The sequence below is a fragment of the Streptomyces buecherae genome (genome assembly GCF_014295035.1).
Taxonomy (GTDB): Bacteria; Actinomycetota; Actinomycetes; order Streptomycetales; family Streptomycetaceae; genus Streptomyces; species Streptomyces youssoufiensis.
Genome location: NZ_CP060404.1, coordinates 3,850,389 through 3,876,045, shown reverse-complemented (window position 1 = coordinate 3,876,045; position 25,657 = coordinate 3,850,389). Strand labels below are relative to the sequence as shown.

Annotated in this window: 19 protein-coding genes and 3 tRNA genes; 14 read left to right on the top strand and 8 right to left on the bottom strand. The window is 74.1% G+C overall.

From position 1 onward, the window contains the following. Nucleotides 1–706 precede the first annotated feature (706 nt). The 3 genes from H7H31_RS14745 to H7H31_RS14735 all read left to right on the top strand — a co-directional run bounded on the left by H7H31_RS14745 (nt 707) and on the right by H7H31_RS14735 (nt 4,076). Nucleotides 707–2,077 carry an aspartate aminotransferase family protein gene (locus H7H31_RS14745; protein WP_187059864.1) on the top strand — a complete coding sequence of 457 codons (1,371 nt, stop codon included), beginning with the start codon at nt 707–709 and terminating at the stop codon, nt 2,075–2,077. Between the two features lie 304 nt (nt 2,078–2,381). Then, nucleotides 2,382–3,074 carry a GntR family transcriptional regulator gene (locus H7H31_RS14740; RefSeq protein WP_187059863.1) on the top strand — a complete coding sequence of 231 codons (693 nt, stop codon included), beginning with the start codon at nt 2,382–2,384 and terminating at the stop codon, nt 3,072–3,074. A 351-nt stretch (nt 3,075–3,425) separates the two neighbouring features. After that, nucleotides 3,426–4,076 (top strand): hypothetical protein, encoded by a 651-nt coding sequence (locus H7H31_RS14735; RefSeq protein WP_187117927.1) that lies wholly within the window; start codon nt 3,426–3,428, stop codon nt 4,074–4,076. Between the two features lie 123 nt (nt 4,077–4,199). On the opposite strand, the gene H7H31_RS14730 is transcribed toward H7H31_RS14735, so the two are convergent. Beyond that, nucleotides 4,200–5,024, bottom strand: coding sequence for an SLATT domain-containing protein (locus H7H31_RS14730; protein WP_232109854.1), 825 nt, complete (start codon nt 5,022–5,024; stop codon nt 4,200–4,202). Nucleotides 5,025–6,259: 1,235 nt separating this feature from the next. Here H7H31_RS14730 and purD point away from each other — a divergent pair. The 4 genes from purD (at nt 6,260) to H7H31_RS14710 (ending at nt 13,785) form a co-directional block, all read left to right on the top strand. Next, a complete protein-coding gene (purD, locus tag H7H31_RS14725; RefSeq protein WP_187059839.1) occupies nt 6,260–7,510 on the top strand; it encodes a phosphoribosylamine--glycine ligase in 1,251 nt (416 codons plus the stop codon). Nucleotides 7,511–8,201: 691 nt separating this feature from the next. Then, nucleotides 8,202–10,142: a M48 family metalloprotease gene (locus H7H31_RS14720; protein ID WP_187117926.1), complete on the top strand. Its 1,941-nt coding sequence runs from the start codon at nt 8,202–8,204 to the stop codon at nt 10,140–10,142. Between the two features lie 918 nt (nt 10,143–11,060). Further along, entirely contained in the window at nt 11,061–12,626 is a 1,566-nt protein-coding gene (locus H7H31_RS14715; RefSeq protein ID WP_187059995.1) for a N,N-dimethylformamidase beta subunit family domain-containing protein, read from the top strand. A gap of 244 nt (nt 12,627–12,870) precedes the next feature. Next, complete coding sequence (locus tag H7H31_RS14710) at nt 12,871–13,785, top strand: phosphoribosylaminoimidazolesuccinocarboxamide synthase (RefSeq protein ID WP_187059994.1); 915 nt, start codon at nt 12,871–12,873, stop codon at nt 13,783–13,785. A gap of 102 nt (nt 13,786–13,887) precedes the next feature. Here H7H31_RS14710 and H7H31_RS14705 read toward each other — a convergent pair. From H7H31_RS14705 to H7H31_RS14690, 4 genes are all read right to left on the bottom strand, one after another. Beyond that, nucleotides 13,888–13,960: transfer RNA gene (locus H7H31_RS14705), tRNA-Gly, on the bottom strand. Nucleotides 13,961–14,393: 433 nt separating this feature from the next. After that, nucleotides 14,394–14,466, bottom strand: a tRNA-Gly gene (locus H7H31_RS14700). 73 nt (nt 14,467–14,539) lie between these two features. Further along, nucleotides 14,540–14,614 (bottom strand) — tRNA-Gly (locus H7H31_RS14695). A 231-nt stretch (nt 14,615–14,845) separates the two neighbouring features. Next, the gene (locus H7H31_RS14690; protein ID WP_176163164.1) at nt 14,846–15,163 is read right to left on the bottom strand and encodes a histone-like nucleoid-structuring protein Lsr2; all 318 of its coding nucleotides are present in this window, start codon (nt 15,161–15,163) and stop codon (nt 14,846–14,848) included. Nucleotides 15,164–15,518: 355 nt separating this feature from the next. On the opposite strand from H7H31_RS14690, the gene purS reads away from it, so the two are divergent. From purS to H7H31_RS14670, 4 genes are all read left to right on the top strand, one after another. Beyond that, nucleotides 15,519–15,764 carry a phosphoribosylformylglycinamidine synthase subunit PurS gene (gene purS / locus H7H31_RS14685; RefSeq protein WP_187060781.1) on the top strand — a complete coding sequence of 82 codons (246 nt, stop codon included), beginning with the start codon at nt 15,519–15,521 and terminating at the stop codon, nt 15,762–15,764. Then, entirely contained in the window at nt 15,761–16,441 is a 681-nt protein-coding gene (gene purQ, locus H7H31_RS14680; protein WP_187060780.1) for a phosphoribosylformylglycinamidine synthase subunit PurQ, read from the top strand. The genes purS and purQ overlap by 4 nt, the downstream gene beginning before the upstream one ends. Next, the gene (gene purL, locus H7H31_RS14675; protein WP_187060779.1) at nt 16,438–18,711 is read left to right on the top strand and encodes a phosphoribosylformylglycinamidine synthase subunit PurL; all 2,274 of its coding nucleotides are present in this window, start codon (nt 16,438–16,440) and stop codon (nt 18,709–18,711) included. The genes purQ and purL overlap by 4 nt, the downstream gene beginning before the upstream one ends. A 211-nt stretch (nt 18,712–18,922) precedes the next feature. Beyond that, the gene (locus H7H31_RS14670; protein WP_187060778.1) at nt 18,923–19,765 is read left to right on the top strand and encodes a sterol carrier family protein; all 843 of its coding nucleotides are present in this window, start codon (nt 18,923–18,925) and stop codon (nt 19,763–19,765) included. Between the two features lie 31 nt (nt 19,766–19,796). Here H7H31_RS14670 and H7H31_RS14665 read toward each other — a convergent pair whose 3' ends face one another. Together H7H31_RS14665 and H7H31_RS35000 are read right to left on the bottom strand one after the other, a co-directional pair. Then, nucleotides 19,797–21,461 (bottom strand): sulfatase-like hydrolase/transferase, encoded by a 1,665-nt coding sequence (locus H7H31_RS14665; RefSeq protein WP_187117925.1) that lies wholly within the window; start codon nt 21,459–21,461, stop codon nt 19,797–19,799. A gap of 435 nt (nt 21,462–21,896) precedes the next feature. Next, on the bottom strand, nt 21,897–21,989 hold the full coding sequence (locus H7H31_RS35000) for a putative leader peptide (protein ID WP_315971006.1): 93 nt from the start codon (nt 21,987–21,989) through the stop codon (nt 21,897–21,899). A gap of 196 nt (nt 21,990–22,185) precedes the next feature. Between H7H31_RS35000 and H7H31_RS14660 the strand changes: the two genes are divergently transcribed. Then, on the top strand, nt 22,186–23,037 hold the full coding sequence (locus H7H31_RS14660; RefSeq protein WP_187059659.1) for a hypothetical protein: 852 nt from the start codon (nt 22,186–22,188) through the stop codon (nt 23,035–23,037). Nucleotides 23,038–23,304: 267 nt separating this feature from the next. Here the strand turns inward: H7H31_RS14660 and H7H31_RS14655 are convergent, their stop codons facing one another. Continuing rightward, the gene (locus tag H7H31_RS14655; protein WP_187059753.1) at nt 23,305–24,195 is read right to left on the bottom strand and encodes a LysR family transcriptional regulator; all 891 of its coding nucleotides are present in this window, start codon (nt 24,193–24,195) and stop codon (nt 23,305–23,307) included. A 282-nt stretch (nt 24,196–24,477) separates the two neighbouring features. Here H7H31_RS14655 and H7H31_RS14650 point away from each other — a divergent pair, with 282 nt between their 5' ends. Next, on the top strand, nt 24,478–24,951 hold the full coding sequence (locus tag H7H31_RS14650; protein ID WP_187059752.1) for a dihydrofolate reductase family protein: 474 nt from the start codon (nt 24,478–24,480) through the stop codon (nt 24,949–24,951). A 129-nt stretch (nt 24,952–25,080) separates the two neighbouring features. Continuing rightward, complete coding sequence (locus H7H31_RS14645) at nt 25,081–25,653, top strand: dihydrofolate reductase family protein (RefSeq protein ID WP_187059751.1); 573 nt, start codon at nt 25,081–25,083, stop codon at nt 25,651–25,653. Nucleotides 25,654–25,657: the final 4 nt, after the last annotated feature.

Here is a 25,657-nt window from a genome sequence, read left to right as displayed (position 1 = left end):
CTCCTGCCCCTCGTTCCGCGCGGTGCCGCCGGCCGCTGCTGCCGCCGCGACGTCCCGTGCGCGCTGCCGTGTCTGCGCGTTCGACCCGCCGCGTGCGCGAGCGGACCGCCACCCCTGCCGTACTGCCGTGCCCCGCGCGGCGGGGGCCGCGCGGTGTCGGTCGTGCCGTCCGGTCGTGGCCGTGCGCGTGACCCCCGTCCGCGCCCTGCCGCGGCGGTGGCCGCCCGGCCCTCGGTGCCGGGCCCGCTGTGCGTGCCACCCGCTACCCCCGGTCTTCCCCCGCCCCGCAGAGAATAAGGGGCGGGTGGCGAAAAGCGGCCCGCGCCTCGCCCCGGAACCGCCCGGGGCGCGGGTTCCGGCCCGGACGGGCGGGGTTGTGGGACAGGCGGCCCCGGAAACCGGCCGGTAACGCGTTCCCGGGCCTCCCGCCGCACCGGGTCGGTGCGCGACGCTGGGTCGATGGTGCCCGCGCCCGCCCCCGTCCGCGTACCCGTATCCGTACTCGTGCGCGTACCCGTATCCGTACTCAGGCGCGGGCCGCGCCGCCCGTGCCGGGGCCCGGGAACGTGCCCGGGCGGGTGGCGAGCGCCATACGAAGTGCCGGTATCCGGCCCGCGCCGGCCTCCCTAGGCTGAGGGACCGGCCCCGCACCCCGCCGTACCGCCGGCGCCGTCCACCGAGCCGCGAGCGATTGAGGTACCGAAACGTGACCACGCACTCCGCCCCCGCCCCCGATCCCACCACCGGTGCCGCGGTCAAGGCCGCCGACCGCGCGCACGTCTTCCACTCCTGGTCGGCACAGGGCCAGATCGACCCGCCGGCCATCGCCGGGGCCGAGGGCTCCTACTTCTGGGACTACGACGGCAACCGCTTCCTCGACTTCTCCTCACAGCTCGTCAACACCAACATCGGGCACCAGCACCCGAAGGTCGTGGCCGCCATCCAGGAGCAGGCGGCGAAGATGTGCACGCTCGCGCCCGGCTTCGCGGTGGACGTGCGCTCCGAGGCGGCCCGGCTGATCGCCCAGCGCACCCCAGGCGACCTCGACAAGATCTTCTTCACCAACGGCGGCGCCGAGGCGGTCGAGAACGCCGTACGGATGGCGCGGGTGCACACCGGGCGGCCCAAGGCGCTCTCCGCGTACCGCTCGTACCACGGGGCCACCAACGCCGCGATCAACCTGACCGGCGACCCGCGCCGGTGGGCCTCGGACAGCGCGTCGGCGGGCGTCGTGCACTTCTGGGCGCCGTTCCTCTACCGCTCGCCGTTCCACGCCGAGACCGAGGAGCAGGAGCGCGACCGCGCGCTGCGCCACCTCGCGGACACCATCACCTTCGAGGGCCCGCAGACCATCGCCGCGATCATCCTGGAGACCGTCCCGGGCACGGCCGGCATCATGCCGCCGCCGCCCGGCTACCTGGCCGGCGTCCGGGAGCTCTGCGACCAGTACGGGATCGTCCTCATCCTGGACGAGGTCATGGCCGGCTTCGGACGCACCGGCCGCTGGTTCGCGCGCGACCACTGGGACGTCACGCCCGACCTGCTGACCTTCGCCAAGGGCGTCAACTCGGGCTACGTGCCGATCGGCGGCGTCGCCATCTCCGCCGAGATCGCCGCCACCTTCGACCAGCGGCCCTACCCGGGCGGGCTCACCTACTCCGGACACCCGCTGGCCTGCGCCTCCGTCGTCGCCACGCTGACCGCGATGGAGGACGAGGGCATCGTGGACAACGCCGCCACCATCGGCGAGCAGGTCATCGGCCCCGGGCTGCGCGAGATCGCCGAGCGCCACCCGTCGGTCGGCGAGGTGCGCGGCCTCGGCGTGTTCTGGGCGGTCGAGCTGGTCCGGAACCCGGAGACCCGGGAGCCGCTGGTGCCGTACAACGCGAGCGGACCGGCCAACCAGCCGATGGCCGACTTCGCGGCGGCGGTCAAGCGGGGCGGGCTGTGGCCGTCGGTGGTCATGAACCGCGCGCACGTGGTGCCGCCGTGCACGATCTCCGCAGCGGAGGCCAAGGACGGCCTGGCCATCCTGGACGAGGCGCTCGCCGTGGCGGATACGCACGTCGTCGGCTAGCCGGAACCGTCCGAGGGGCCGCGCGGGCGGTCCGTACGAACGGTCAGCGCGGACGGTCCGTACGGGCCCGTCCGCGGGGCCGGCGCGGGGACGTAACGTTGCCCACACCGGCTCGCACACAATCCCACGGAGTTCTTCGCCAGACCGCCCATCCTCGGGCCAGAGCACTGCACTCCGTGCAACACCTCCACACTCCGCGCAACGGCCCTCGCATATCGTGATGCGGGGGCCGCTCGCTTGTCCGCCGGCTCGTGCGCCGGCGGAACCCCACATCACGCGGGCGGCCGTGGAAGGAGACGGACCCATGCCCGGCACCAGCCAGGTCAAGCGCAGCACGCTGCGGCAGCAGATAGCCGACGCGCTGCGCGACGAGGTGCTGGCGGGGCGGCTACCGGCCGGGCAGCAGTTCACGGTCAAGGAGATGGCCGAGCAGTACGGGGTCTCCGCGACGCCGGTCCGCGAGGCGCTGCTCGACCTGTGCGCGCAGGGCCTGCTGGACGTGGAGGAGCACCGCGGCTACCGGGTCCACGAGTTCACCATCGGCGACTACCGCGACATGGTCGAGGCGCGCACGCTCATCGTGGAGGGCATGTTCCGGCGCTCGGTCGCCACCGCCATGGACTCCACGACGCCGCAGGCGCTCGCGTCGGTACGGCGCCGCGCGGAGGAGGCCGAGCGGGCGGCCCGCGGTGGCGACCTCGACATCCTCATCGGCTACGACCTGCGGTTCTGGCGCGAGCTGAGCGGGCTGGTGGGCAACTCGTACATCTCCGGCATCCTGGAGCGGGTGCGCGTGCAGAGCTGGGTGTTCAGCGTGCCGTACCTGCGGCGCGCGCCGGACCTGCGCGGGAAGCTGTGGGCCGGCCACTGCGAGCTGGTGGAGGCGATCACCCGGCGCGACGTGAGGACCGCCGAGGAGATCGTGGCCGCGTACAACGCGCACAGCCTCTCCCTGGTCGACTCCCTCCCGGGCCCGCGCCCGGCCCCCACACACTGAGCGCCGCGTCCTGAGTTTCGTTTCCCGCGTCCCTGCGCTTCGCGTCCCGCGTCCTTGAGCTTCGCGTCCTGAGCTTCGCGCCCCGCGCCCCGCGTGCTGTGCCCCGCGCGGGCGGGCTTCCTGGTGGCGGCTTACGCGGTGGCGGGCTCGCGCGTTGGCGGGCTCGCGCGGGCGGGGGAGCGGCGGGGGCGCGGGGTGTCGTTCGCCCGGTGTTCGTACAGCGTTCGCGGGGCGGGGCCGCGGGCGCGGGCGGGTGCGGGGCCGGGGTGCGGCGTTGTCCGTCGGCGCCCTTCGCGCAGCGGTGGCCGGGCATTACGCTGGCTCGACCGCTGCCAACGAGAGTGAGTACACGTGGCATGTGACCTCTGGCTGGTCCCGCTCGTCGACGTCCTCTGCCATAGCCCCGACAACCCGTTCGCCGAGGAGATCGCCGCGTACGACCAGGCGCTCGGTGAGGCCGGACTGCCCCCGGTGCCCGTCTTCGGCTACACCCCCGGACTCTCCGGCGCGGTCGCGCCGATCGCCGGGTTCGACTACGACGCCCTGCACTACCTGCGCCGCGCCTACCTGCTCCGGGTCTGCGGCCTCGAGGTCACGCCGGTCGACGAACTCGGCGGCGACTACGAGCAGTTGTTGGAGATGTTCGAGAGCACGGCCCAGGAGTCCCACCTGGTGTGGCACTACGACCACGCCGGCGCGTACGTCCCGGTCGACTTCGCGAGCCCGCTGTCCAACGACGGCCTCCTCGAAGGCGGCGGCCCGCTCGGCTCCAGCCACGGCCTGCTGCGCGAACTCCTCGCAGTGGGCCCGGCCCTGGGCATCGACCCGGCCAACCCGCCCGCGCCGCCCGCCCCGCCGGCCCGCCCCACCGACCTGGAGGAGCCGGCGGCCCCGATCCCGTACGAGGACAGCCCGTTCGCGCGGGAGCGCCACGTGTGGCTGTCGCTGCACGCCGCCGCGACCCGCAGCCTGGGCCAGGGCTCGATGATCGTCTTTAGCTGACCGCTCGTTACCGGGCCGCTCGTTACCGGACCGGCGCCTGACCGGCCGTCCCCTCGGACGGCCGGTCGCGGTCGCGCGTTCCGACGGTCGCGCTCGCGCGTTCCGGTGGTGGCGCTCGCGCCGCTAGCGGGGGGACTCGGGCGGGCGCTGGCGCGGCATGTTGGGCCGGGTGCCGGGGGGCAGCAGCAGCCGACTGAGCGGAGTGCCCGACTCCGGGCGGGCGTGCCACGCCAGCGACTGGGTGCTCAGCGGCGCCGAGCGCGAGCCGAACTCGATCATCCAGTCCGCCGTCTCGGCCCGCACCAACTCCGTGACGTCCTCCACGAAGCGCCGCAACACCCCGAGGCAGCGCTCCGCCGCCTCGCTCGCGGTGCCGTCGGTGGGGCCGAGCACCTCCCGGACGTTCTCCACGGACCAGTCGAACTGGAACGCCTCCAGCCGCCGGTGCACCGCCTGCGCCGTGGCCATGTCCCGCATCCAGCCCGAGGTGAGCCCGAAGAACCGGTCGCAGGCCAGGCACGCGACGGCGGCGACCAGCGCGAGGCAGCCCCAGGCCGCGCCGGCGCTCAGCGTGTGGGTCAGCTCCAAGAGGGGGAGCACGGCGCCCACCGTCGCCGCCAGCGCGGCGCCGGCGCGCAACGCCCGCGCCGCGCGCCGCTTCCACGCCCGGTCGGCGAGGTACCAGTCGGCGACCCGCAGCGCCCCCTCCTCGGCCCACCGGTACAACTCGTCCAGGCGCTCCGTCGGCTCGCCCCAGTCGCCGAGCGGGATCGGCCGGCCCAGCAGGTCGGCCGGGCGCCGCCGGGCCGCCCGCCATCCGCCGTGCGGCTCGTCGTCGGCCCGCGCCGCCCGGCCGCCCGGGCGCCCCGCGTGCGGGCCCTGGCCGCCGTCGCCGGACGGCCAGTGATCGCCGGCCCCCGAGCCGTCGTCCGGCCCACCGGGTCCCATCGGACCACCGGGGCCACCCGGTGCTCCCGGGCCACCCGGTGCTCCCGGGCCACCGCAGCCGCCACCGGACTCACCGCCCCCACCCGCCGCGCCGGTCCCACTCGTTCCACCTTCGCCGCGCGGAAGCCCCTCGGGTCGCATCTCCGGCTGACTCACCCGTGCACTCCCTGCGTCCTGGCTGACTGCGTTCCGGCCGGCCGCCCCGCCGACCGGCCGGCCCTGCGGCGCGCGGCGGCACCGGCCCCGCGCCCTCGATGGCTGCTGCTCTGCCCGTGCTGTGCCCGCGACCCTCTGCCCGCCGCCCATGCTCGTCGCTCGCGTCCGTCGCCCCTGCCCGTTCGTCCCCGCCGGCCCCACGCCGACGTGTCCGCCTGCCGCCCGCGCCACGGGCCCGGCGGCCCCGGCGCCCGGCCGACGGCCGAACCCGCTGCCCGCGCGGCTGCCCGCGCACCTCCCGTACGCGACGTCCCGCGCGCCGCCCGCACGGTGCCGCGCGTGCGCGGTGTCCGTACGCGACGTCCGGTCCGTGCCGCCGGCTCCCTGCCCCGCGAGCGGTGGCCCCGGGGCGACCGGGCCCGGTGGTGGGCCGCCCGGTCGGGGCGGCACGCCACCGGAGCCCTAGGCGGAGCGCAGCCATCTTCCTACCGCCGAACGGCTGGCATTGCGCCCCAGAACGGGGAAGATCACCCCAAAATGCGGCCAGAACCGGCTTTATGTCGGAAATAGGGTCGAGTGTGTCTCACTCGAAAGAGTGGCCAACCCGCACCCCAGCCGCCCCGCCCCCACCCGGCACGACCCCCGGCCCCCTCGTAACGCGCGGCCCCACCCCCGCGTTACGGACCCCGGCCTCCCTCGTACGACGGACCGATCCTCCTGTCGTACGACGGGCCGAGACCGCCGCGCACGTCGGACCACGGGACCCCCGCGCGTCGGACCGGGGGCCCCTCGCGCGCCGGACCGCGGGCCCCTCGCGCGTCGGACCGTGGGTCTCCGCCTGTCGGAGCGCGGCCTCCCGCGCGGCGGTCCGCCGGGAGCCGGTGCGCCCGCTCGGGGCGAGGTGGCGCACGGGTCGGTGGCACGGCGGCGGGGCGTACGGAGCGGAGGGCGTACGGAGCGCGGAGGGGGCCGAGGGGCGGGCGGGGCCGCGCCGGCGCGCGGGTTCCGCGCCGTTCCGGGGGCGTCGTTGCCGCGCCGCGGGTTAAGGGCCCGTGGCCGTGACGTTTAGGGTGGGGCCCGTGAAGGTCCTCGTCATCGGCGGCGGCGCCCGCGAACACGCCCTGTGCCGCTCACTGTCTCTCGACCCCGACGTCACCGCCCTGCACTGCGCCCCCGGCAACGCCGGCATCGCCGAGGTCGCCGAGCTGCACCAGGTGAACGCCCTCGACGGCACCGCGGTCGCCGATCTCGCCGGCACGCTCGGCGTGGACCTCGTCGTGGTCGGCCCCGAGGCGCCCCTGGTCGCCGGGGTGGCCGACACCGTGCGCGACCGTGGCATCCCGTGCTTCGGCCCGTCCGCGGCGGCGGCCCGCCTCGAAGGCTCCAAGGCGTTCGCCAAGGACGTGATGGCCGCCGCCGGCGTGCCCACGGCCCGCGCCTACGTCTGCGTCAACGCCGCCGAGGTGGACGAGGCGTTGGACGCCTTCGGGCCGCCCTACGTCGTCAAGGACGACGGCCTCGCGGCGGGCAAGGGCGTCGTGGTCACCTCCGACCCGGCCGCCGCCCGCGCCCACGCGCTGGCCTGCGACCGCGTGGTCATCGAGGAGTTCCTGGACGGCCCCGAGGTGTCGCTGTTCGCGATCACCGACGGCGAGACCGTCCTCCCGCTCCAGCCCGCGCAGGACTTCAAGCGCGCCTACGACGGGGACGAGGGCCCGAACACCGGCGGCATGGGCGCCTACTCGCCGCTGCCGTGGGCCGACCCCAAGCTGGTCGACGAGGTGCTCACCACCGTCCTCCAGCCGACCGTCGACGAACTGCGCCGCCGTGGCACGCCGTTCGCCGGGCTGCTCTACGCCGGGCTCGCGATCACCTCGCGCGGCGTGCGGGTCATCGAGTTCAACGCCCGCTTCGGCGACCCGGAGACCCAGGTCGTCCTGGCCCGCCTCAAGACGCCGCTGGCCGGCGTGTTGCTGCGGGCCGCGACCGGCACGCTGGAGATGGAGCCGCCGCTGCGCTGGAGCGACGGCGCGGCGGTCACCGTCGTCATCGCCTCGCACAACTACCCCGGCACGCCGCGCACCGGCGACCCCATCACGGGCCTGGCCGAGGCCGACGGGCGCGACAAGACGTACGTGTTGCACGCCGGCACCAAACTGAGCGAGACGGGCGACATCGTGAGCGCCGGCGGCCGGGTGCTGTCCGTGACGGCCACCGGCTCCAACCTGGCGAAGGCCCGGGGGCGCGCGTACGACGCGGTGAAGCTGATCGAACTCGACGGCTCCCACCACCGGACGGACATCGCCGCCCGCGCGGCCGACCCCGAGTAGTTCCGCCCGTGCCCGCCCCCGTCCGCCGGGGGCGGGCACGCCCGCGCCCGCGCGCCGGCGTGGCCCGGGCGTAGCCGCACCCGAGGGCCCACGCCCCGCCGCCGCCGCCCGAACCGCCCTCCGGGCCCACGGTCCGCGACCGTCCCAGCCGGGTGGCCCGCCACGCTCGCCCGCGCCACTCGCTCCCGACCGTCCCCAGCCGGGTGGTCCGCCGCGCTCGCCCGCGCCGCCCGCTCACACGGCGCCTCCGTTTGTCGGCCCACGCGCCCACGCGCCCACGCGCCCGCGCGCCCGCGCGCCCGCGCGCCCGTCCGGCCAGGCGCCCGGCGCCGGCGTGCCCGCAGCCTCGCGCCCGGTGGGCGCCGCTCCGGGGGCCCGTGCTGGGGCCGAGTGCGCCGGCGTCCGCCCCCTGGGGCGCGGGTTCCGCTCACTGACCGGAATGGTTCCTACCCCTGGCCGATGCCATTCCATCGAGTGAGCGGCTGGCTATCTGGGTGACGTGTTTGCCCGCCCCAACTAGTCTGCCGCGGAGCCACGCTGCGGCAACTGGCGCAGCGGCTTCCGTACGGACAGGGGGCCCTTCGCACACCGACATTGCGGTGTCAGTAGCCGGTGCGACAGTGGTGGGGTACGCACGCCGGCGGCATCCGCTGTCGCACTCACCGCAGGGCAGTAGGGGGTGGTCAGACTCATGGCAGGTCCGAAAGCAGAGACACCCGGGGCCCGAGCGCGGGCGCTCGCGGTGCTGCGCGTGCGCGGTACGGCCCAGGCCGTGGCGCTGCTGCCGGCCGCCGTCGCGGTCGTCCTCGTCGCCGGCGGCGCCACCGGGCACATCGGCGGCTCGGAGAGCGGCTGGCGGACCGCCCGCTGGGTGGCGATCGGCGTCGCCGCGCTGACCCTCGCGGTGGCCACGGCCGTCGGCGTGGTCATCGCCCGCGCCCGCCCCGCCCTGAGCCCCACCGTGCCCGTCCCCGAGGAGACGGCCCCCGACCTGTACCGGATGGTGCGCGACCTCGCGGACCGGCTGGGCGTCCCGCCCCCGTCGGCGATAGCCCTGACGCCGGACTGCGACAGTTGGCTGGAGGACCGCACACACGAGGAGCGGCGAGCGCGGCGAGCGCGCCGGGCGCGCGCCCGGCGCGCCGAGGCCGGCGCCCGGGACCGCCGCAGCGCGCTGTTCGGCCGCCTCCGACTGGCCCCGTCCCGCTCCCCGGGGCTCGGCCTCGAGGTCACGGCCCCACCCGCGCCCGCCGACGTTCCGCGGGAGGCGCCGGGCCCCACGGGACCGGTGCTCGTGATCGGCTCGCCCTTCCTGTGGTGGATGCGGGTCGCCGAGCTGCGCGCGCTGCTCGCCCCGGTCGTGGCGGGCACGGGCCCGGCCGCGCACCCGGACATCGCCGCCGCCCGCCGCTTCGTGCGCGGCCTGGACGCCGCCGTCGCCCTGGCCGCGACCGACCCCCGCCCGGACCCGGCCCCGCACGAGACCGAACCGCCCGACACCGCCCCGTACGCCGTCCCCCACGCCGCCCCGGCCCCGGCCGGCCCCTCGCCCGGCCTCGCCTTCGTCGGCTGGGTGGCGCGGCTGCTGCTGCGCGCCTGCCGGGACGACGCCGCCGAGATGGAGCGGGGCGTCGCCGCCGCGTCGGCCCAGCGCGCGCAGGGCGTGGACTACGGGCTGCGCATCGCCGCCCAGGAGCAGGTGGGCCTCGCGTACGCCGGCTGGGACCGACTGCTGACGCGCGTAGCGCTGCCCGCCTGGCGGATGGGCCGCTGGCCCGCGCAACTGGACGTCGGCGTCGTGGCGGCGCTCACCGAGCTGTCCCGGCGCGACCGACTCGCGGAGGGCTTCGCCTCCCGGCTCGGCGAGCGCCCGGCCTGCGACCTCCTGGAGGAGCCCGGCGCGGTGGACGAGGCGATCTCGCTGCTGGCGGCCCGACTCTTCCACGGCGGCCCGGCCACCCCGGGGCCCGACTGGTCGCCGGTGGACTGGGGCGCGTACCCGGAGGAGGTCGTCGACCGCAAGTGGCGCCTGGAAGCGGCCCGGCTGCACGCCGCCCTGGACACCCTGCCGCGCCCGGCCGGCGAGCCGGTCCCCAGCGCGCCCGGCGGGGGCTACGGCCCGGGCTTCGAGCCCGACCTCGGCGCGGAACCCACCCTCGACCGGGTCCTCGACCGGCTGAGCGCCCCGGGCGGCGCCGAGCACGACCCGGAGGCGATAGCCGAGCGGCTGGCCGCCCGGCTCTCCTCCGAGCTGGCCCGCGAGGAGGCCGCCCAGCGCCGGTCCGCCGCCGCGGGCGGCGCGCCCGGCCTCGCGGCGAGCGGCCAGGGCGTGGCCGGTGAACCGTGGTTGGACGGCCTGACCCCGCTCTTCCCGCTCCAGCCGCCCCGGACCGGCCGTGAACTCCTGGCCGACCACGTCACGGCGATGGTCTGTTGCGCGGCCATGGACACCGCGGGCGCCGCGCCCGGCCTCGACTGGCTCGACGGGCCGGCCCTCCTGGTGGACGGCAGCCGCAAGACGGACCTGACCGCCCCGGTGCTCAGCCTCACCGAGGACGGCGACCCCGACCCGCTCCGCGCCTGGCTCGGCGGCGTGGGCGTTCGCCCGGACAAGCCCATCCGTCTGGTCTAACCCGCCCCACCGCATCCGCCCCACCCACTCACACACCCACACGCGCGTACACACTCACACCCGCGTCACACCCGCAGGCCGCCCACGCCCCTGCGACCCCGCGCGGCGCCGCCACCAACGGCGGGCTCCCACCCACGGCGCGCCCCACACCCCGCGCCGCCCCGCCCCGCGCCACCATCTCTACGTACGGCACCGGGCCCACGCCCCCACGCCCCCGTACGACGCTCGCCCCACCTCCCACCCACGCGCCCACCCCGGCTCACCGCACCACACACCCTCGCCACCGCCCCCCCGCCACCTCACAAGCCAACCCACACCCTCACCGCCCCGCGCACCCGGCCACCATCCCCGCACCCCCGCACCTGCCTCACTCCCACCCACCCCCGCCCACATGGCCCCGAACACGCCAGCCCGCCCCACCACACCCACCCGACACCCACATCACCCGCAGCCCACCCAGCCCTCACACCACCCCAACCACCCCCGTCCCGCTGACCACCCACTCACCGACATGGACGCCCCCCGCGCGCGCCCCTGTGCCTCTGGCCGGTTGGTGGCCCGTTGGGGCGTGCGGCTCGTGCCCGGGGCTGAGGCGCTCGGGGCGCTTTTGCCGTGGTGACGTGCGCCCCCGGGCATTCCGTACGCGCGGTCCCGGGGACGTCGGTCGGCCAGTTCCCTGCTTCATTCCGCGACGAACAGTGACGGTGTGGGCGCTAAATGTGATGTGCTGGGATCAGTCGTTGTCATTCGAGGGATAAGCGCAGGGGCTTACCGGGGGCCGGCCGGTGGACGGGGTGACTCACACCGGACGACGGGGAGTGACGAGTTCCCGTACGGGGGGCCTGGTCCGCATCGACCCGACAGTACGGCGCACTCGGTCGTGCGGACGCGGATGCGGCACGCAGGGAGGGAGCGCACGTGGGGACGGAGCACATCCGGCGCTGGGAATCCGGCGCCCTCGCACACGCCGTGTCGGACCCGTTCGGCATGGGCCCGTTGCCCTGGCTGCGGGGGAGCGAGCACTACTTCGACGACACCGGGCACGTCGTGCCCTGGTACGTCGACCACGTGGACGCGCCCGGCGCGAGCACCTTCCCGCTGCCCCGCGCGCACGACGCGGGCCCGGGGGACGCGGACGACCGGCTGCACGCCCGCTGGGGCGCGTACGCCGCCGCGCGCCGCTCCGGCCACCGTGGCGGCCCACGGATGGCCGACGACGTGCACCGGCAGATCAAGGGATTCGCCAGCGCCGGCGCCGTGGCCCCCGGCGACGCCATCGACTTCCGGGTGACGGTCAATCCGCCGCAGGAATTCAGCGTGGACATCTACCGCATCGGCCACTACGCCGGCGAGGGCGCCTCGAAGATCACCACCAGCCCCCGGTTGGCCGGCATCGTCCAGCCCGCCCCGCTCGCCGCCGACCGCACCGTCTCCTGCCACCACTGGTGGCTCTCCTGGCGGCTCCAGGTCCCCACGTACTGGCAGGTCGGCGCGTACGTCGCCGTCCTCACCACCATCCGCGACGGCTTCCGCAGCCACATCCCGTTCACGGTCCGCGACCAGGACCCGGCCGACCTGCTGCTCGTACTACCCGACGTCACCTGGCAGGCGTACAACCTCTACCCCGAGGACGGCCGCTCCGGCGCCAGCCTCTACCACGCGTGGGACGCGGACGGCCGGCTGCTCGGCGAGGAGGACGCGGCCACCACGCTGTCCTTCGACCGCCCGTACGCGAGCGCCGGGCTGCCGCTGCACGTGGGGCACGCCTACGACTTCATCCGCTGGGCCGAGCGCTACGGGTACGACGTCGCGTACGCCAACACCCGTGACCTGCACGCCGGTCGGGTCGATCCGACGCGCTACCGGGGCCTGGTCTTCCCCGGGCACGACGAGTACTGGTCCGTTCCCATGCGCCGCACCGTCGAGCAAGCCCGCGACGCCGGCACCTCGTTGGTCTTCCTGTCGGCCAACACCATGTACTGGCAGGTGGAGTTGGTGCCCTCGCCGATGGGCCCCGACCGGCTGCTGTCCTGCCGCAAGCGCCGCGGCCCAGGGCGGCCGACGCTGTGGCGCGAGTTGGGCAGTCCGGAGCAGCAGTTGATGGGCATCCAGTACGCGGGCCGGGTCCCCGAGCCGGCCCCGCTGGTCGTCCGCAACGCCGACCACTGGCTGTGGGAGGCGACGGGCGCGGGCGAGGGCGACGAGCTGCCGGGGCTGGTCGCCGGCGAGGCCGACCGGTACTTCCCGCGCACCAGCCTGCCGCAGCACATCCGCCGGATCCTGCTCGCGCACTCCCCGTACGAGGACAGCGACGGCGTCCCCCGCCACCAGGAGACCTCGCTCTACCGCGCGCCGAGCGGGGCCCTGGTCTTCGCCTCCGGCACCTTCGCCTGGTCGCCGGCGCTGGACCGCCCGGGCCACGTGGACGCCCGCATCCAGCGCGCCACGGCCAACCTGCTCGACCGCATCTGCAAGCGCGACTGACCGCGCGGCCGGCACGAGCGGAGCAGCGCGGCCCACCGCCTCACTCGCCGCGGCCGGCCCCGCCGCCCTCCCGCCCCCAGTCCGACGCCCACCGCCCTGACCAGCGGCGCTCGCGTACCCCGAGCAGCGGCGCCCGTCACGCCGGCGCGTCCGCCACGTGGGACCGGGGGCCGGGCCCACGTCGGCCCCGCGCGTCCCGATACGCGAGAATCGAGGCTCTTGGACCAACCCACCGGGAGGAACCGTGTCCGGATTCGTCGAGAAGCCCGAGCCCGTGCAGGTGCCCGGTCTTGAGCATCTGCACACCGGAAAGGTCCGCGAGCTGTACCAGAACGCGGCCGGCGAGCTGGTGATGGTCGCCAGCGACCGGATCTCCGCGTACGACTGGGTGCTGCCCAGCGAGATCCCGGACAAGGGCCGGGTCCTCACCCAGCTCTCCCTGTGGTGGTTCGACCAGCTCGCCGACCTCATGCCCAACCACGTGGTGCGGGCCTGCGACACCCCGGAGGACCTCCCCGCCGGGGCCCCCGCGCACTGGGCCGGCCGCACCGTGGTGTGCACGGCGCTGCGGATGGCCCCGGTGGAGTGCGTCGCGCGCGGCTACCTGGCCGGCTCGGGCCTGCGGGAGTACGCGGAGAACCGCACCGTCTGCGGCCTCGCCCTGCCCGAGGGGCTGGACAACGGCTCCGAACTGCCCGCCGCGATCTTCACCCCGGCGACCAAGGCCGCCGTCGGCGACCACGACGAGAACGTCAGCTACGAGGAGGTCGCCCGCCAGGTCGGCGCCGAGAGCGCCGCCGAGCTGCGGCAGGCCACCCTCGCCCTGTACAGCCGGGGCCGCGACATCGCCCGCGAGCGCGGCATCATCCTGGCCGACACCAAGTTCGAGTTCGGCTACGACGGCGAGCGGCTGGTCCTCGCCGACGAGGCGCTGACCCCGGACTCCTCCCGGTTCTGGCCCGCCGACCAGTGGGAGCCCGGCCGCGACCAACCCTCCTTCGACAAGCAGTTCATCCGCGACTGGCTCACCTCGCCGGCCTCCGCCTGGGACCGCACCGGCGAACTGCCCCCGCCGCCGCTGCCGGCCGAGGTCGTCGAGCAGACCCGCGCGAAGTACGTCGAGGCGTACGAGCGGCTCACGGGCCTGACCTGGTCCTGACCCGCCCCGGCCAGCGTGCCGGCCCGACGCCGGGCTGGCACGCTGGCCGAACGCCCGGGCACGCGAAAGGCCCCCGGTCGATGACCGGGGGCCTTTTCCCTGAGCGGACGACGAGGCTCGAACTCGCGACCTCAACCTTGGCAAGGTTGCGCTCTACCAACTGAGCTACGTCCGCATGCGCCGCGCGTTTCCGCGTGGTGCGGGTCCTACTATAGCCAACGTTTCGGGCGAGCGAAGCACCCGAGTGCGCCCCGACCGCCCGCCGGCCCGGCATGGCTGGCCGGAGACCGCGACGTTGTGGCCATCGCCACACCCTCCGGGCCGGGCGGGAGCTGGGGAGCCCTGACGGCGATCGGCCCCCCGGGTGGCGTAGCGAGCCCGCGCGGAAGACGCCGGACGACCAGTGGACGACAGCGGACGACGGCGGGGGTCGCGGCGGGGATGGGGCGAGTGGGGCCCGAGGGGCTGGCCGAGCGGCTGGCCGGAGGGCCCGTCGCGCCGCGCTTCGCACGCGGGGCCGGGAAGTCCGGGAGTGGTCGCGGGCAACGTGGGTGGACATATGGCGAAGGCCCCGACCGTAATGATCGGGGCCTTCGCCATATTCACTGAGCGGACGACGAGATTCGAACTCGCGACCCTCACCTTGGCAAGGTGATGCTCTACCAACTGAGCCACGTCCGCGTTTGCTACCGATCAGCTTTCACTCATCGGCGCGGGAACCACTCTACCTGACCCGAATGGGCCGGTTGAGCAGTGGAGCGGGTGACAGGGATCGCACACTGCGCCTCCCCCTTGGAAAGGGGGCGCTCTACTACTGAGCTACACCCGCATGATCGAAGTTCTGGGCTTTTCGGCCCGTGCCCTTCGGCGTGCTCCAGACTCTAGCGGATCAACGGGGGTGCGATGCAACTCGGTGCGCGCGGGCGCCTCGGGTTGCTCTCCCCGACCGACCCGCGGGCGCTTCCGCGACCCGGCGGGAGGGCGGGTGGGAAGCGGGAAGCGATCGGCCTTTCCGCTCCGGGGTCGGCGCAGCCGGCCGCCCCGGAGCGGGTGGCTTCGATCAGCTCGCCTCGTTGAAGGCTTCGTAGACCTTCTTGGGGATGCGGCCCCGGGGCGGCACCTCCATGCCGTGCGACTGGGCCCAGGCCCGCACGGTGGCCGGGTCGGGGGCGACGGCGGTGCGCCGGTAGGTCTTGCCGGAGCGGGACCGCTTGCGGCCCGCCTCGACGTACGGGGCGAGAGTGCCGCGCAGTTTCTTCGCATTGGCAGAGTTGAGATCGATCTCGTACGACCTGCCGTCGAGACCGAACGTGACCGTTTCCGAGGCTTCTCCGCCATCGATGTCGTCAGAGACTGTGACCACTACACGCTGTGCCACGGATATCGGTCCTTTCGGGCTGCATCGCCTGGCTGTCACCAGCTGTCGCCAGTTGACGTGCCGCGGTGCATGGGTTCCGGAGGTCAGGGATCAATGCTTTTTCATTTGTACAGCGGTGGGCATTGCATTGTGAAGCCCCGGTAATTCTGTCCGCGTGTCCCCGCGCAATCCGGACGATACGTTTTCCCCTCGATTTCCCCCAGGGCTCGACACCCCCGATGCATAAACGTGACCGAGGGTTCACCTTATCTATGCGCGTAGATTTTGCAGGGATGTAGGGTTATGTCATCTGCCTTCGGGTCCCTGGGGGTCGCTCCCCAGAACTCACAGCCGCACCACACCACCGGGAGTGCCAGTGGCACGCGTCGTAGTCGACGTCATGCTCAAGCCCGAGATCCTTGACCCGCAGGGCCAGGCCGTGCAGCGCGCGCTGCCCCGCCTGGGCTTCCAGGGGATCTCCGACGTACGTCAGGGCAAGCGCTTTGAACTTGAGGTGGAGGGACCGGTCGACGACGACGCCCTCGCCCGTATCCGCGAGATGGCGGAAACGTTCCTCGCGAACACCGTCATTGAGGACTTCGTCGTAAAGGTCGAGTCGTGACCGCACGCGTGGGAGTTGTCACCTTCCCGGGCACCCTCGACGATCGCGACACCCAGCGCGCGGTCCGTATCGCGGGTCTTGAGGCCGTGCCGCTGTGGCACCGGGACAAGGATCTTCATCAGGTCGACGCCGTGGTGTTGCCCGGCGGCTTCTCGTATGGCGACTATCTCAGGGCCGGAGCGATCTCCCGCTTCTCGCCGGTGATGGAATCGATCATCGAACAGGCCAAGGCCGGCATGCCGGTCCTGGGTATCTGCAACGGATTTCAGGTTCTTACCGAGACGCATCTGCTGCCCGGCGCGATGCTGCGGAACAACCATCTGCACTTCGTCTGCCGCGACCAGAAGTTGCGGGTCGAGAACGTGAACACCGCCTGGACGACCGACTTCACGGCCGGCCAGGAGATCCAGATCCCGCTGAAGAACATCGACGGCCAGTTCGTCGCGGACGCGCGCACGGTCGACGAGTTGGAGGCGGAGGGCCGGGTCGTCTTCCGCTACCTGGACGTCAACCCCAACGGCTCGCTGCGCGACATCGCCGGCATCACCAACGCCGCCGGCAACGTCGTCGGCCTGATGCCGCACCCGGAGCACGCGGTGGACCCGCAGGTGGGCACCGGCGGCACCGACGGGCTGGGATTCTTCACCTCGATCTTGAAGAAGTTGGTCTCCGCATGACGCTCGACACCGTGAAGCACGCGGGCGAGACGCCCGACGTAGAACTGCCCTGGGCCGAACTCGGCCTGAAGGAAGACGAGTACGCGCGGGTCCGGGACATCCTCGGGCGCCGGCCGACCGGCGCCGAGCTGGCCATGTACTCCGTCATGTGGTCCGAGCACTGCTCGTACAAGAGCAGCAAGGTGCACCTGCGCCAGTTCGGCGAGAAGGCCCCCGCCACCGACGCGCTCCTGGTGGGCATCGGTGAGAACGCCGGCGTCGTGGACATCGGCGAGGGGTACGCGGTCACCTTCAAGGTCGAGTCGCACAACCACCCCTCGTACGTCGAGCCGTACCAGGGCGCGGCCACCGGCGTCGGTGGCATCGTGCGCGACATCATCGCGATGGGCGCCCGCCCGGTCGCCGTCGTGGACCCGCTGCGGATGGGCGCCCCCGACCACCCCGACACCAAGCGCGTGCTGCCGGGCGTCGTCGCGGGCATCGGCGGCTACGGCAACTGCCTCGGCCTGCCGAACATCGGCGGCGAGCTGGTCTTCGACGCCTGCTACCAGGGCAACCCGCTGGTCAACGCCGGGGCGATCGGCGTGATGCGGCACGAGGACATCCACCTGGCCAAGGCCAGCGGCACCGGCAACAAGATCGTCCTGTACGGCGCCCGCACCGGCGGCGACGGCATCGGCGGCGCCTCCATCCTGGCCTCCGAGACCTTCGACGACTCCAAGCCGTCGAAGCGTCCCGCCGTCCAGGTCGGCGACCCGTTCCAGGAGAAGCTGCTCATCGAGTGCACCCTGGAGGCGTACGCCGAGAAGCTGGTCGTCGGCATCCAGGACCTGGGCGCGGCCGGCCTGTCCTGCGCCACCTCCGAGCTGGCCTCCAACGGCTCCGGCGGCATGCGCGTCTCGCTGGACGACGTGCCGCTGCGCGACTCCACGCTCTCGCCCGAGGAGATCCTCATGAGCGAGTCGCAGGAGCGCATGTGCGCGGTCGTGGAGCCGGACAAGGTGGACCGCTTCCTGGCGATCTGCGAGAAGTGGGACGTCCTCGCCACCGTCATCGGCGAGGTCACCGACGGCGACCGGCTGGAAATCTTCTGGCACGGCGAGAAGATCGTGGACGTGGACCCGCGCACGGTCGCGCACGAGGGCCCGGTCTACGAGCGCCCGTACGCGCGCCCCGACTGGCAGGACGCGCTCCAGGCCGACGACGCGGGCAAGCTGCCCCGCCCCGGCTCCGCCGACGAGCTGCGCGAGCAGGTCGTGAAGCTGGTCGGGTCGGCGAACCAGGCGTCCAAGTCCTGGGTCACCGACCAGTACGACCGCTTCGTGCAGGGCAACACGGTCCTGGCGCAGCCCGAGGACTCCGGCATGATCCGGGTCAGCGAGGAGACCGGCCTCGGCGTGGCCATCGCCACGGACGGCAACGGCCGGTACACCAAGCTCGACCCGTACACCGGCGCGCAGCTCGCGCTGGCCGAGTCGTACCGCAACGTGGCCGCGGCCGGCGCCAGGCCGCTCGCGATCTCCGACTGCCTGAACTTCGGCTCGCCCGAGGACCCGGCCGTCATGTGGCAGTTCGTGGAGGCCATCCGTGGCCTGGCCGACGGCTGCCAGCAGCTCGGCACGCCGGTGACCGGCGGCAACGTCTCGCTGTACAACCAGACCGGCGAGGCGGCCATCCACCCGACGCCGGTGGTCGCCGTGCTCGGCGTCATCGACGACGTCGCCCGCCGCACGCCGATCGGCTTCGGCACCGAGGGCCAGTTGCTCTACCTGCTCGGCGACACCCGCGAGGAGTTCGGCGGCTCGGCCTGGTCCCAGGTCGTCCACGACCACCTGGGCGGGCTGCCGCCCAAGGTGGACCTGGAGCGGGAGCGGCTGCTGGCCGAGATCCTGATCTCCGGCTCCCGCGACGGCATGATCGACGCGGCGCACGACCTCTCCGACGGCGGCCTGGTGCAGGCGCTGGTCGAGTCGTGCCTGCGGGGCGGCAAGGGCGCCCGGATCGTGCTGCCCGAGGGCCTGGCCACCTCCGGCGACGCGACCGACGACGCGTTCGTCGCGCTGTTCTCGGAGTCCGCCGGCCGCGCGGTGGTGGCGGTGCCGCGCAGCGAGGAGCTGCGCTTCACCGACATGTGCGGCGCGCGCGGGCTGCCCGCCACGCGCATCGGCGTCGTGGACGGGGACGCGCTGGAGGTGCAGGGCCAGTTCAGCATCCCGCTGACGGAGCTGCGCGAGGTGCGTGAGGCGACCATCCCGGCGCTGGTGGCCTGATCAGGGCGTGAGCACCTGAGCCGCGCCCGCACCGCGCGCGGGACGAGCCGGCGAGGGCCCGTACGGAACGCTCCGTACGGGCCCTTCGCCGTCCTCCCGGCCGCCGCCCGCGCGCACGCCCGGGCCGGAGCGCGTACCGGCCGGGATGCGTACGGGCCGGGTCGCGTACGGGCGCGGGCCGCGCGGGGGCGCACGCTCTACCCTGTGGATCATGGCTTCCGCTTCGCGTAAACCCCGAGCTCGTAGCTATGACCCCGTGAAGGTGCGGGCCGCGCTCGATGGGCAGGTCCGGGCCGTGCGGGACGCGGTCGCGGTGCTGTGTGCGGCCTCCGACGCCACCCCGCTGCTCGCCGCGCCCTCGCGGCTGCGAGCGTGGACGGTGCGGCAGTTGATCGTGCACATCGCCGTCTGCATGGAGACCCTGCCCCGCCGCCTCGCCGCCGACCCGGCGCCCCGGGGCGCGACCGCCGACCTCGACCTGCGCGACTACGTCAACGCGCTGGGCGCGCAGGCCGACGAGATCGCCCAGGCCACCATCGCCGAGGCGGACGACCTGTCCGGGGCGGGCGAGCCCACCGAACTCCTCGACCGCTACGACGCCGCCGCCGCGCGACTGGCCGAGGCGGTGGCCGGCGCGGCCGGCACCGAGTTGGTCAGCACCCGGTTCGGCCGGATGACGGTGGACGACTTCCTCGTCACCCGACTGCTCGAACTGGTCGTGCACGGCGACGACCTGACCGCCGCCACCGGCACCGCGATCAGCCACGACCGGCAGGCCCTGGCCTCGGTCGCGCGGCTGCTGGCCGACGCGCTCGCGGCCAAGGCGCCCGGCGGCTCGGTCGAGTTGCGGGTGCCGCCGTTCGCGGTGGTGCAGTGCGTGCGGGGCCCTCGGCACACCCGCGGCACCCCGCCCAACGTGGTGGAGACCGACGCGCTCACCTGGCTCCGCCTCGCCGCCGGCCGCACCGCGTGGGAACACGAGGTGGACGCGGGCACGGTCAGCGCCAGCGGCGAGCGCGCCGATCTGTCGGGGTACCTGCCGGTCGTGGGGTGAGCCGGGGCCCGGCCGGTGTGCCGTACGGGGCTCAGTCCTCGTACGGCAGCAGCCCCGCGTCCACCTTCTCCCACGCGGCGCGCAACCGGGCCAGCCGTGGCTTGTCCGTAGTGGCGTGGTTGGCCTGTTCGCGCGGGTCGTTGGTGAGGTGGAACAGCTTGTCCCGGCCGTCCGCGCCCCGGTAGTACTTCCAGTCGCCGCGCCGCAGCGCGCGCTCGCCGCGCACCCGCCAGAACAGGTCGCGCTCCGCGAGCCGTTCGCCACGCAGCAGGTAGCCGGCGAGGCTGACGCCGTCCAGCGGATAGGCCGGGTGCGGCCGGGCGCCGGCGACCTCAAGCAGCGTCGCCGTCCAGTCGTACGAGGCCACCGGCTCGTGGCTGACCTGGTTGCGGCGCAGCCGGGCGGGCCAGCGTACGAGGTTGGGGACGCGGATGCCGCCCTCTTCGAGGGTGAACTTGTTGCCGGACAGCGGCCACTGGTACGACCAGCGCTCGCCGCCGTTGTCGCTGGAGAAGATCACCAGCGTGTTGTGCTCCTCGCCGGAGTCGCGCAGCGCGGCCAGCACCCTGCCGACCGACGCGTCGAGGTCCCGCACCATCTCCCGGTACGTGGCGAGCGAGCCGCCCTCGCGGTGGTTGAGCACGCCCTTCTCGCCCGCCCTGATGCGGGCGGTGAGCCGCGCGCTCTCCTCCTCGTCGCCCTCGGCTATCCACGGCCAGTGCGGGGTGGTGAAGTTGAGGTTGAGCAACCAGGGCTTCCCGCCGTGCCCGCGCCGTACGTAGTCGCTGGCCCGCTCGGTCAGAATCCGGGTGTAGTACCGCAGGTCCTTGTACTCGGCGTCGCCCTCGTACAGGTCGTACTCGCCGCTGAGCCCGAGCTTCGAGTAGTACTCCAGGGCGCCGCCGAAGTTGCCGAAGAACTCGTCCCAACCGGAGCGGGTGGGGCTGTAGTCGGGCAGGTAGCCGCAGTGCCACTTGCCGATCAGCGCGGTGGCGTAGCCGGCGTCGCGCAGCAGCGAGGCGAGCGTGGGGTGGTTCGGGTCGAGCCCGACGCTCCTGTCGGCGATCGGCTCGGCGAGCCCGCCCCTGGTACGCCCCGGGTAGCGGCCGGTGTAGAGGCTGAACCGGGTGGGGGAGCAGGTCGCCGAGCCGGCGTACGCCTGTGTGAACCGCACGCCCTGGCGCGCGAGCCGGTCCAGGTGCGGGGTGTGGATGTCGGGCGAGCCGTACGAGGACAGGTCGGCCCAGCCGAGGTCGTCGGCCAGGATGAACAGGATGTTGGGCCGCCGCGACCGGCGGTCGGTGGCGGCCTCGAACTCGGCTTCGGCCTCGCCCTCGTGGCCCGGCCGCCCCGCGCGGGTGCCGGCTGCCGCCGCGCCCGTGTCGCGGGCGGCGCGGCTGGTGGCGGCAGCGGCGGGACCGGCGGCGGCCACGGCGGCGGCGGTCGCCGCGGTGGCCCCGACGACGCCGCCGAAGGCGCGCCGGCTCAACTGGCTGGGCGGCGGGGCGTCGGCGGACGCGCGGTGCCGCGCGTCGAACTGCTCGCCGGAGAGCGGTGGGTTGGGTTGCTCGCTGGCGGTGGGCTGCTCGGGCTGGGATTGGCCGGGGGGGTCGGGGTGCTGGGCGGGGTGGGGTTGCTCGGCGCCGCGGGTGGGTTGCTCGGCGGGTTGGGGCTGGGGCGGGGGCGAGGTGGGCATGGCGGGTCCTTCGCTGGGGTGGGGGCGCGCGACGGCCGCCGCCCGGCGCACGGCGGAGCCTGTCGGGGCTCGGTGGCGGGGCGGCACCCGTCGGGCACCGGAAAGTCAAAAGGGGGGAGAAAAGCCTCAGAAGTGCCCCGCGCCGGGCCAGTTGGTCCGTCGACCAGGCAACTGGTGGACCGGACCAGATTCCGGGGACGGAAACCGGGCGGCGCTCGCAGCGGAAGCCGGGCGGACGTCGGGGCGCGAGCCAGAGCGGAAGCGGAGCGGACGGCGTACGGCCGTGCAGGCCAAGCGAACGAGAACGGTCACGAAGGCACGACGTATCGACGCGATGCGCTCACGCGTCGTACGGAATACGCGCCGGAACGAACCAGCGTCGAGCCGATCAGCAAGGCAGGCAGCGGGGCGAAGCCGCGGGGCCGCTCGGGCGGGTCAGGCGTGGCGACAGATCGCGCTCGCGACACGGACCAGGTCAACGTGGCGGCGCGCTACCAACAAGATCGAAGGATCAAGGACGAGCGGCATGGTCCAGGAGCCTGTCGGACGGCATGCCCGCCTGTCAATGCCAGGTAGCCACGCCCGGGATGCGCGGCCCGTACTGCGGTGCCTGGCCAACCGGGTGACAGCCGCCACCCGAATCACCCACTGAAGTCGCGCGATCACGAGAAGTCGCCTTGTGTGGGCATTGCGATCCGACCGTTTCAGAAAGGAACGTCACGCGATGTCTTCTCTCCCCTCCACCTCCGCCGCCCGAGCCCATTCCGTCGCCCGCCGCGCCGGCGCGGCGGTGGCCACCGCCGCCGTCGCCCTCGGTCTCGCGGTCGTCCCCGGCGTCGCCGCCGCCGGCCCCGGGCCGTCCGAGGCCGCCGCGCCCGTCGCCGCACCCCGTGGGGCCATCGCGGTCGTCGAGGGCGCCACCCAGTTCGCCGTGACGCCGCAGGCCCTGGAGCGGCTCCGGCAGCACGACCTGCGCCTGGTCCGCCTCGACGCCAAGGGTCAGACCCGGGAGGCCGTGCCCGCCGGCGTACCCCTGCGGCTCGACGTCACCAGCGGCGTCGTCACCAACGTGGACGGCCGCATCGGCGGCCGGGTGCTGTACGAGGACCGGGGTCTCGCGGTGGTCAACACCAAGACCGGGCAGGTCGCCCGGCTCGCCGAGTTCGAGAGTGACCTCACGCGCAACGCGGTGCTGGCCACCGTCAACCAGTCGGACACCATCGCGATCGGCCGCGCTCCCAGCCAGCGGATCAGCCGCGAAACGCTCGACGTCGCCGCCCGACAGGTGCGCTTGACCGCCCCGGTCCGGCTCTCCGGGCGTGCGGCCGAGCGGCTCAACCGCACGACAGGCACGGACGCGTTCGAGCGCGGCGAGGTCCTGGCGCGGGTCACCAGCCAGTTCAACCTGGACGAGGAGCAGGACGTACGCGCCGCCCTCGGCCTGGACAAGGACTTCAACACCGTGGAGAAGTCCCAGTCCACCCGCCAGGAGGCCCAGCAGCGGCCGGGCCGCGCCGCGGACGAGATGGCCACCGAGGAGAATGTGAAGAAGGCGTTCCCGAACGCGGCCGGCTGAGCCGACGCGTCCCCGCACGGCGGCCAACACGGCGTCTCCCACCGCCACTTCGCCGCCACCTCCCCCCTCGCCCCAGCCGCCGCGCGTCCCGCCGACGAGGCTCCCCTCACTCGGCGAACAGGGCGCGCGGCGGCCGGTGTTGGAGCCCGACGGGCGCGGCCGAGCGCGCGCCTCGCGCTCGCGCGGAGTCGCGCGACACGCCACGGCGAGCGGGGGTGACGCAGGCGCAGGGTGGGGCTCGGGCGCGAGGGTGGGGGCGGGGGGGGCTCAGGCGCCCGGAGGGTTGGCCTCGACCGCGCTCTGGACGAACGCGCGGACGCGGGCCGTCTCGTGGCCGGGCAGCCAGACCGGCCCCCAGGTCACGGGCGGGGCGTCGTGCAGCGGGACGTACGCGATGTCGGGGCGGGCGTGGTACTGGGCGAAGTGCGCGCCGACCGGGTACACGCCCCGGCCCAGCGCGACCGTGGTGAGGATGTTGCTGAGCCCGTCGCACGCGGGCCCCTTGAGCGTCGGCTGGCCGCTCGGCGTGAAGCCGGGCGTACGGTCGTCGCGGAACTCCCGCGAGACCTCGTCCGGCAGTTGGATCAGCGGTACCTCGGCCAACACGTCGAGGGAGAGCGACGCGCGGCTGGCCAGCGGATGCGCGGCGGCGATGGCCAACACGCGCGGCTCGGCCAGCAGTACGGGCCCGTTGCGGGCGCCCGGGAACGGGAACGAGGCGACGAGGATGTCGATCTCGCCCTTGCGGAGCCGGGTGGCGCTCGTGCCCAGCTCGCCCGCCTGGAGGTGGACCGCGCAGTCGGGGTGGCGGGCGGCGAAGTGGGTGGTGGCCCTGAGCACGAGTTGTTCCGTGGCCGGGCCCAGGAAGTGGATGGAGAGTTCGCCGGTCACGCCCTTGCCGGCGTCGACGGCCCTGCGCAACGACGCCTCGACCGCCGCCACCGCCGGGCCCAGCTCGTCGACGAGTCGCTGACCGAGCGGCGTCAGCCGCACCTGGCGGCTGGTCCGTTCGAAGAGGGCGGCGCCGATGCGGCTCTCCAACCTCTTGACGGTCTTGCTGACGTGGCCGGTGGTGAGGTGGAGTCGGGCGGCGGTGCGCCCGAAGTGCAGCTCGTCGGCGAGCAGCAGGAAGGTCTCCACCTCGTGCCGTTCCCACATGTCCGCCCCCCGTGCGCCGTGCCCCGCGCCGGCGGCTCGGCGTGCGCGCGGCGCGGCGCGGCTGCGCGCGCGGCGGCCTGGCGTGCCTGTCCTCGGCGTCGTTTCCTGTGAGGCAACGATCGTAGCGTGATCGTGGCTTGATGACGCGGCTCCGGCAGAGCATCGTAGGGATCACCGGGGGAGACGCCCCGGAACCGGCCCGGCCCGCGAACGCCGCCACCTGCGGCGGAGCGGCCGGACGAACGTGAGCCACCGGGTACGCCAGGAAGGGGGACCGTCGGAATGCAGCCACCAGAACCCGCTCCGAAGCGCACCGGGCCGCGACCCACGGCCCGCCGGATCGTCGCCCACGCCTTCATGACGTTGGACGGCGTCCTCGTGGCGCCCGAGGAGCGGCAACGCGAGCCGGACGGCGAGCGGTTGACCCTCCTACGGGACGACGACGGGCCCGCCGACCCGCCCTTGGCGGCCGGCGGCGCCGTCCCCACAACCGCCCGCACCGACGACACCATGGCCCAACTCGCCGCGCTCAAGCGGCAGCCCGGCCGGGACATCGTGGTGACCGGCGGCGACACGGCGATCCGGGCCCTGCTCCAGGCCGGCCTCGTGGACGACTTACACCTGCGGGTCCACCCCCTGGTGGCCGGCCACGGCCCACACCTCTTCCCCGACACCGGCTCCCGCATCCCCCTCACCCTCGTGGCGGCATCCGCCTCCCCGACGGGCGTCCTCCACCTCCGCTACCGCCCCGACTGACGGCCCGTAGCGCACCGTTCGTACGACCTCCCGCCCGCCGCTCCCCCCGGGAGTACGGGACGCGCCCGCGACCACGCCGGCGACCGCACACCGCGACCACACAGCACACACTCTCCAGGAGAACCTGACATGCGTACGTTGATCAGCACCGCCTTCGTCTCGCTCGACGGCGTCGTCGAGGCCCCGGGCGGCGAGTCCGACTACCGCAACGCCGGCTGGACCTTCAAGGACGTGGAGTTCCTGCCGGAGGCGTACGAGATCAAGGGCCAGGAACAGTCGGAGGCCACGGCGATGATCTTCGGCCGGGTCAGCTACGAGGGCTTCGCCCCGGTCTGGCCGGCGATGGAGGAGTTCGCGGAGTACAAGGACATGCCCAAGTACGTCGTCTCCACCACCCTCCCCGAGTCGTCCCTGGTCGACGGCTGGGGCCGGACCACGATCCTGCGCTCGCTGGACGACGTGGCCGCGCTGAAGGAGACCGAGGGCGGCCCGATCATCATGCACGGCAGCGTCAGGCTCCACCACAGCCTCTCCGACGCCGGCCTGATCGACCGCTACCACCTGATGGTCTTCCCTCTCCTCCTCGGCGCGGGCGAGCGCCTGTTCAGCGACACGGACAAGGACACGCAGAAGCTGAAGCTGGTCGAGCACAAGGCGTACGCGAACGGCATCCAGAAGGTCATCTACGACGTGGTGCGCTGACGCA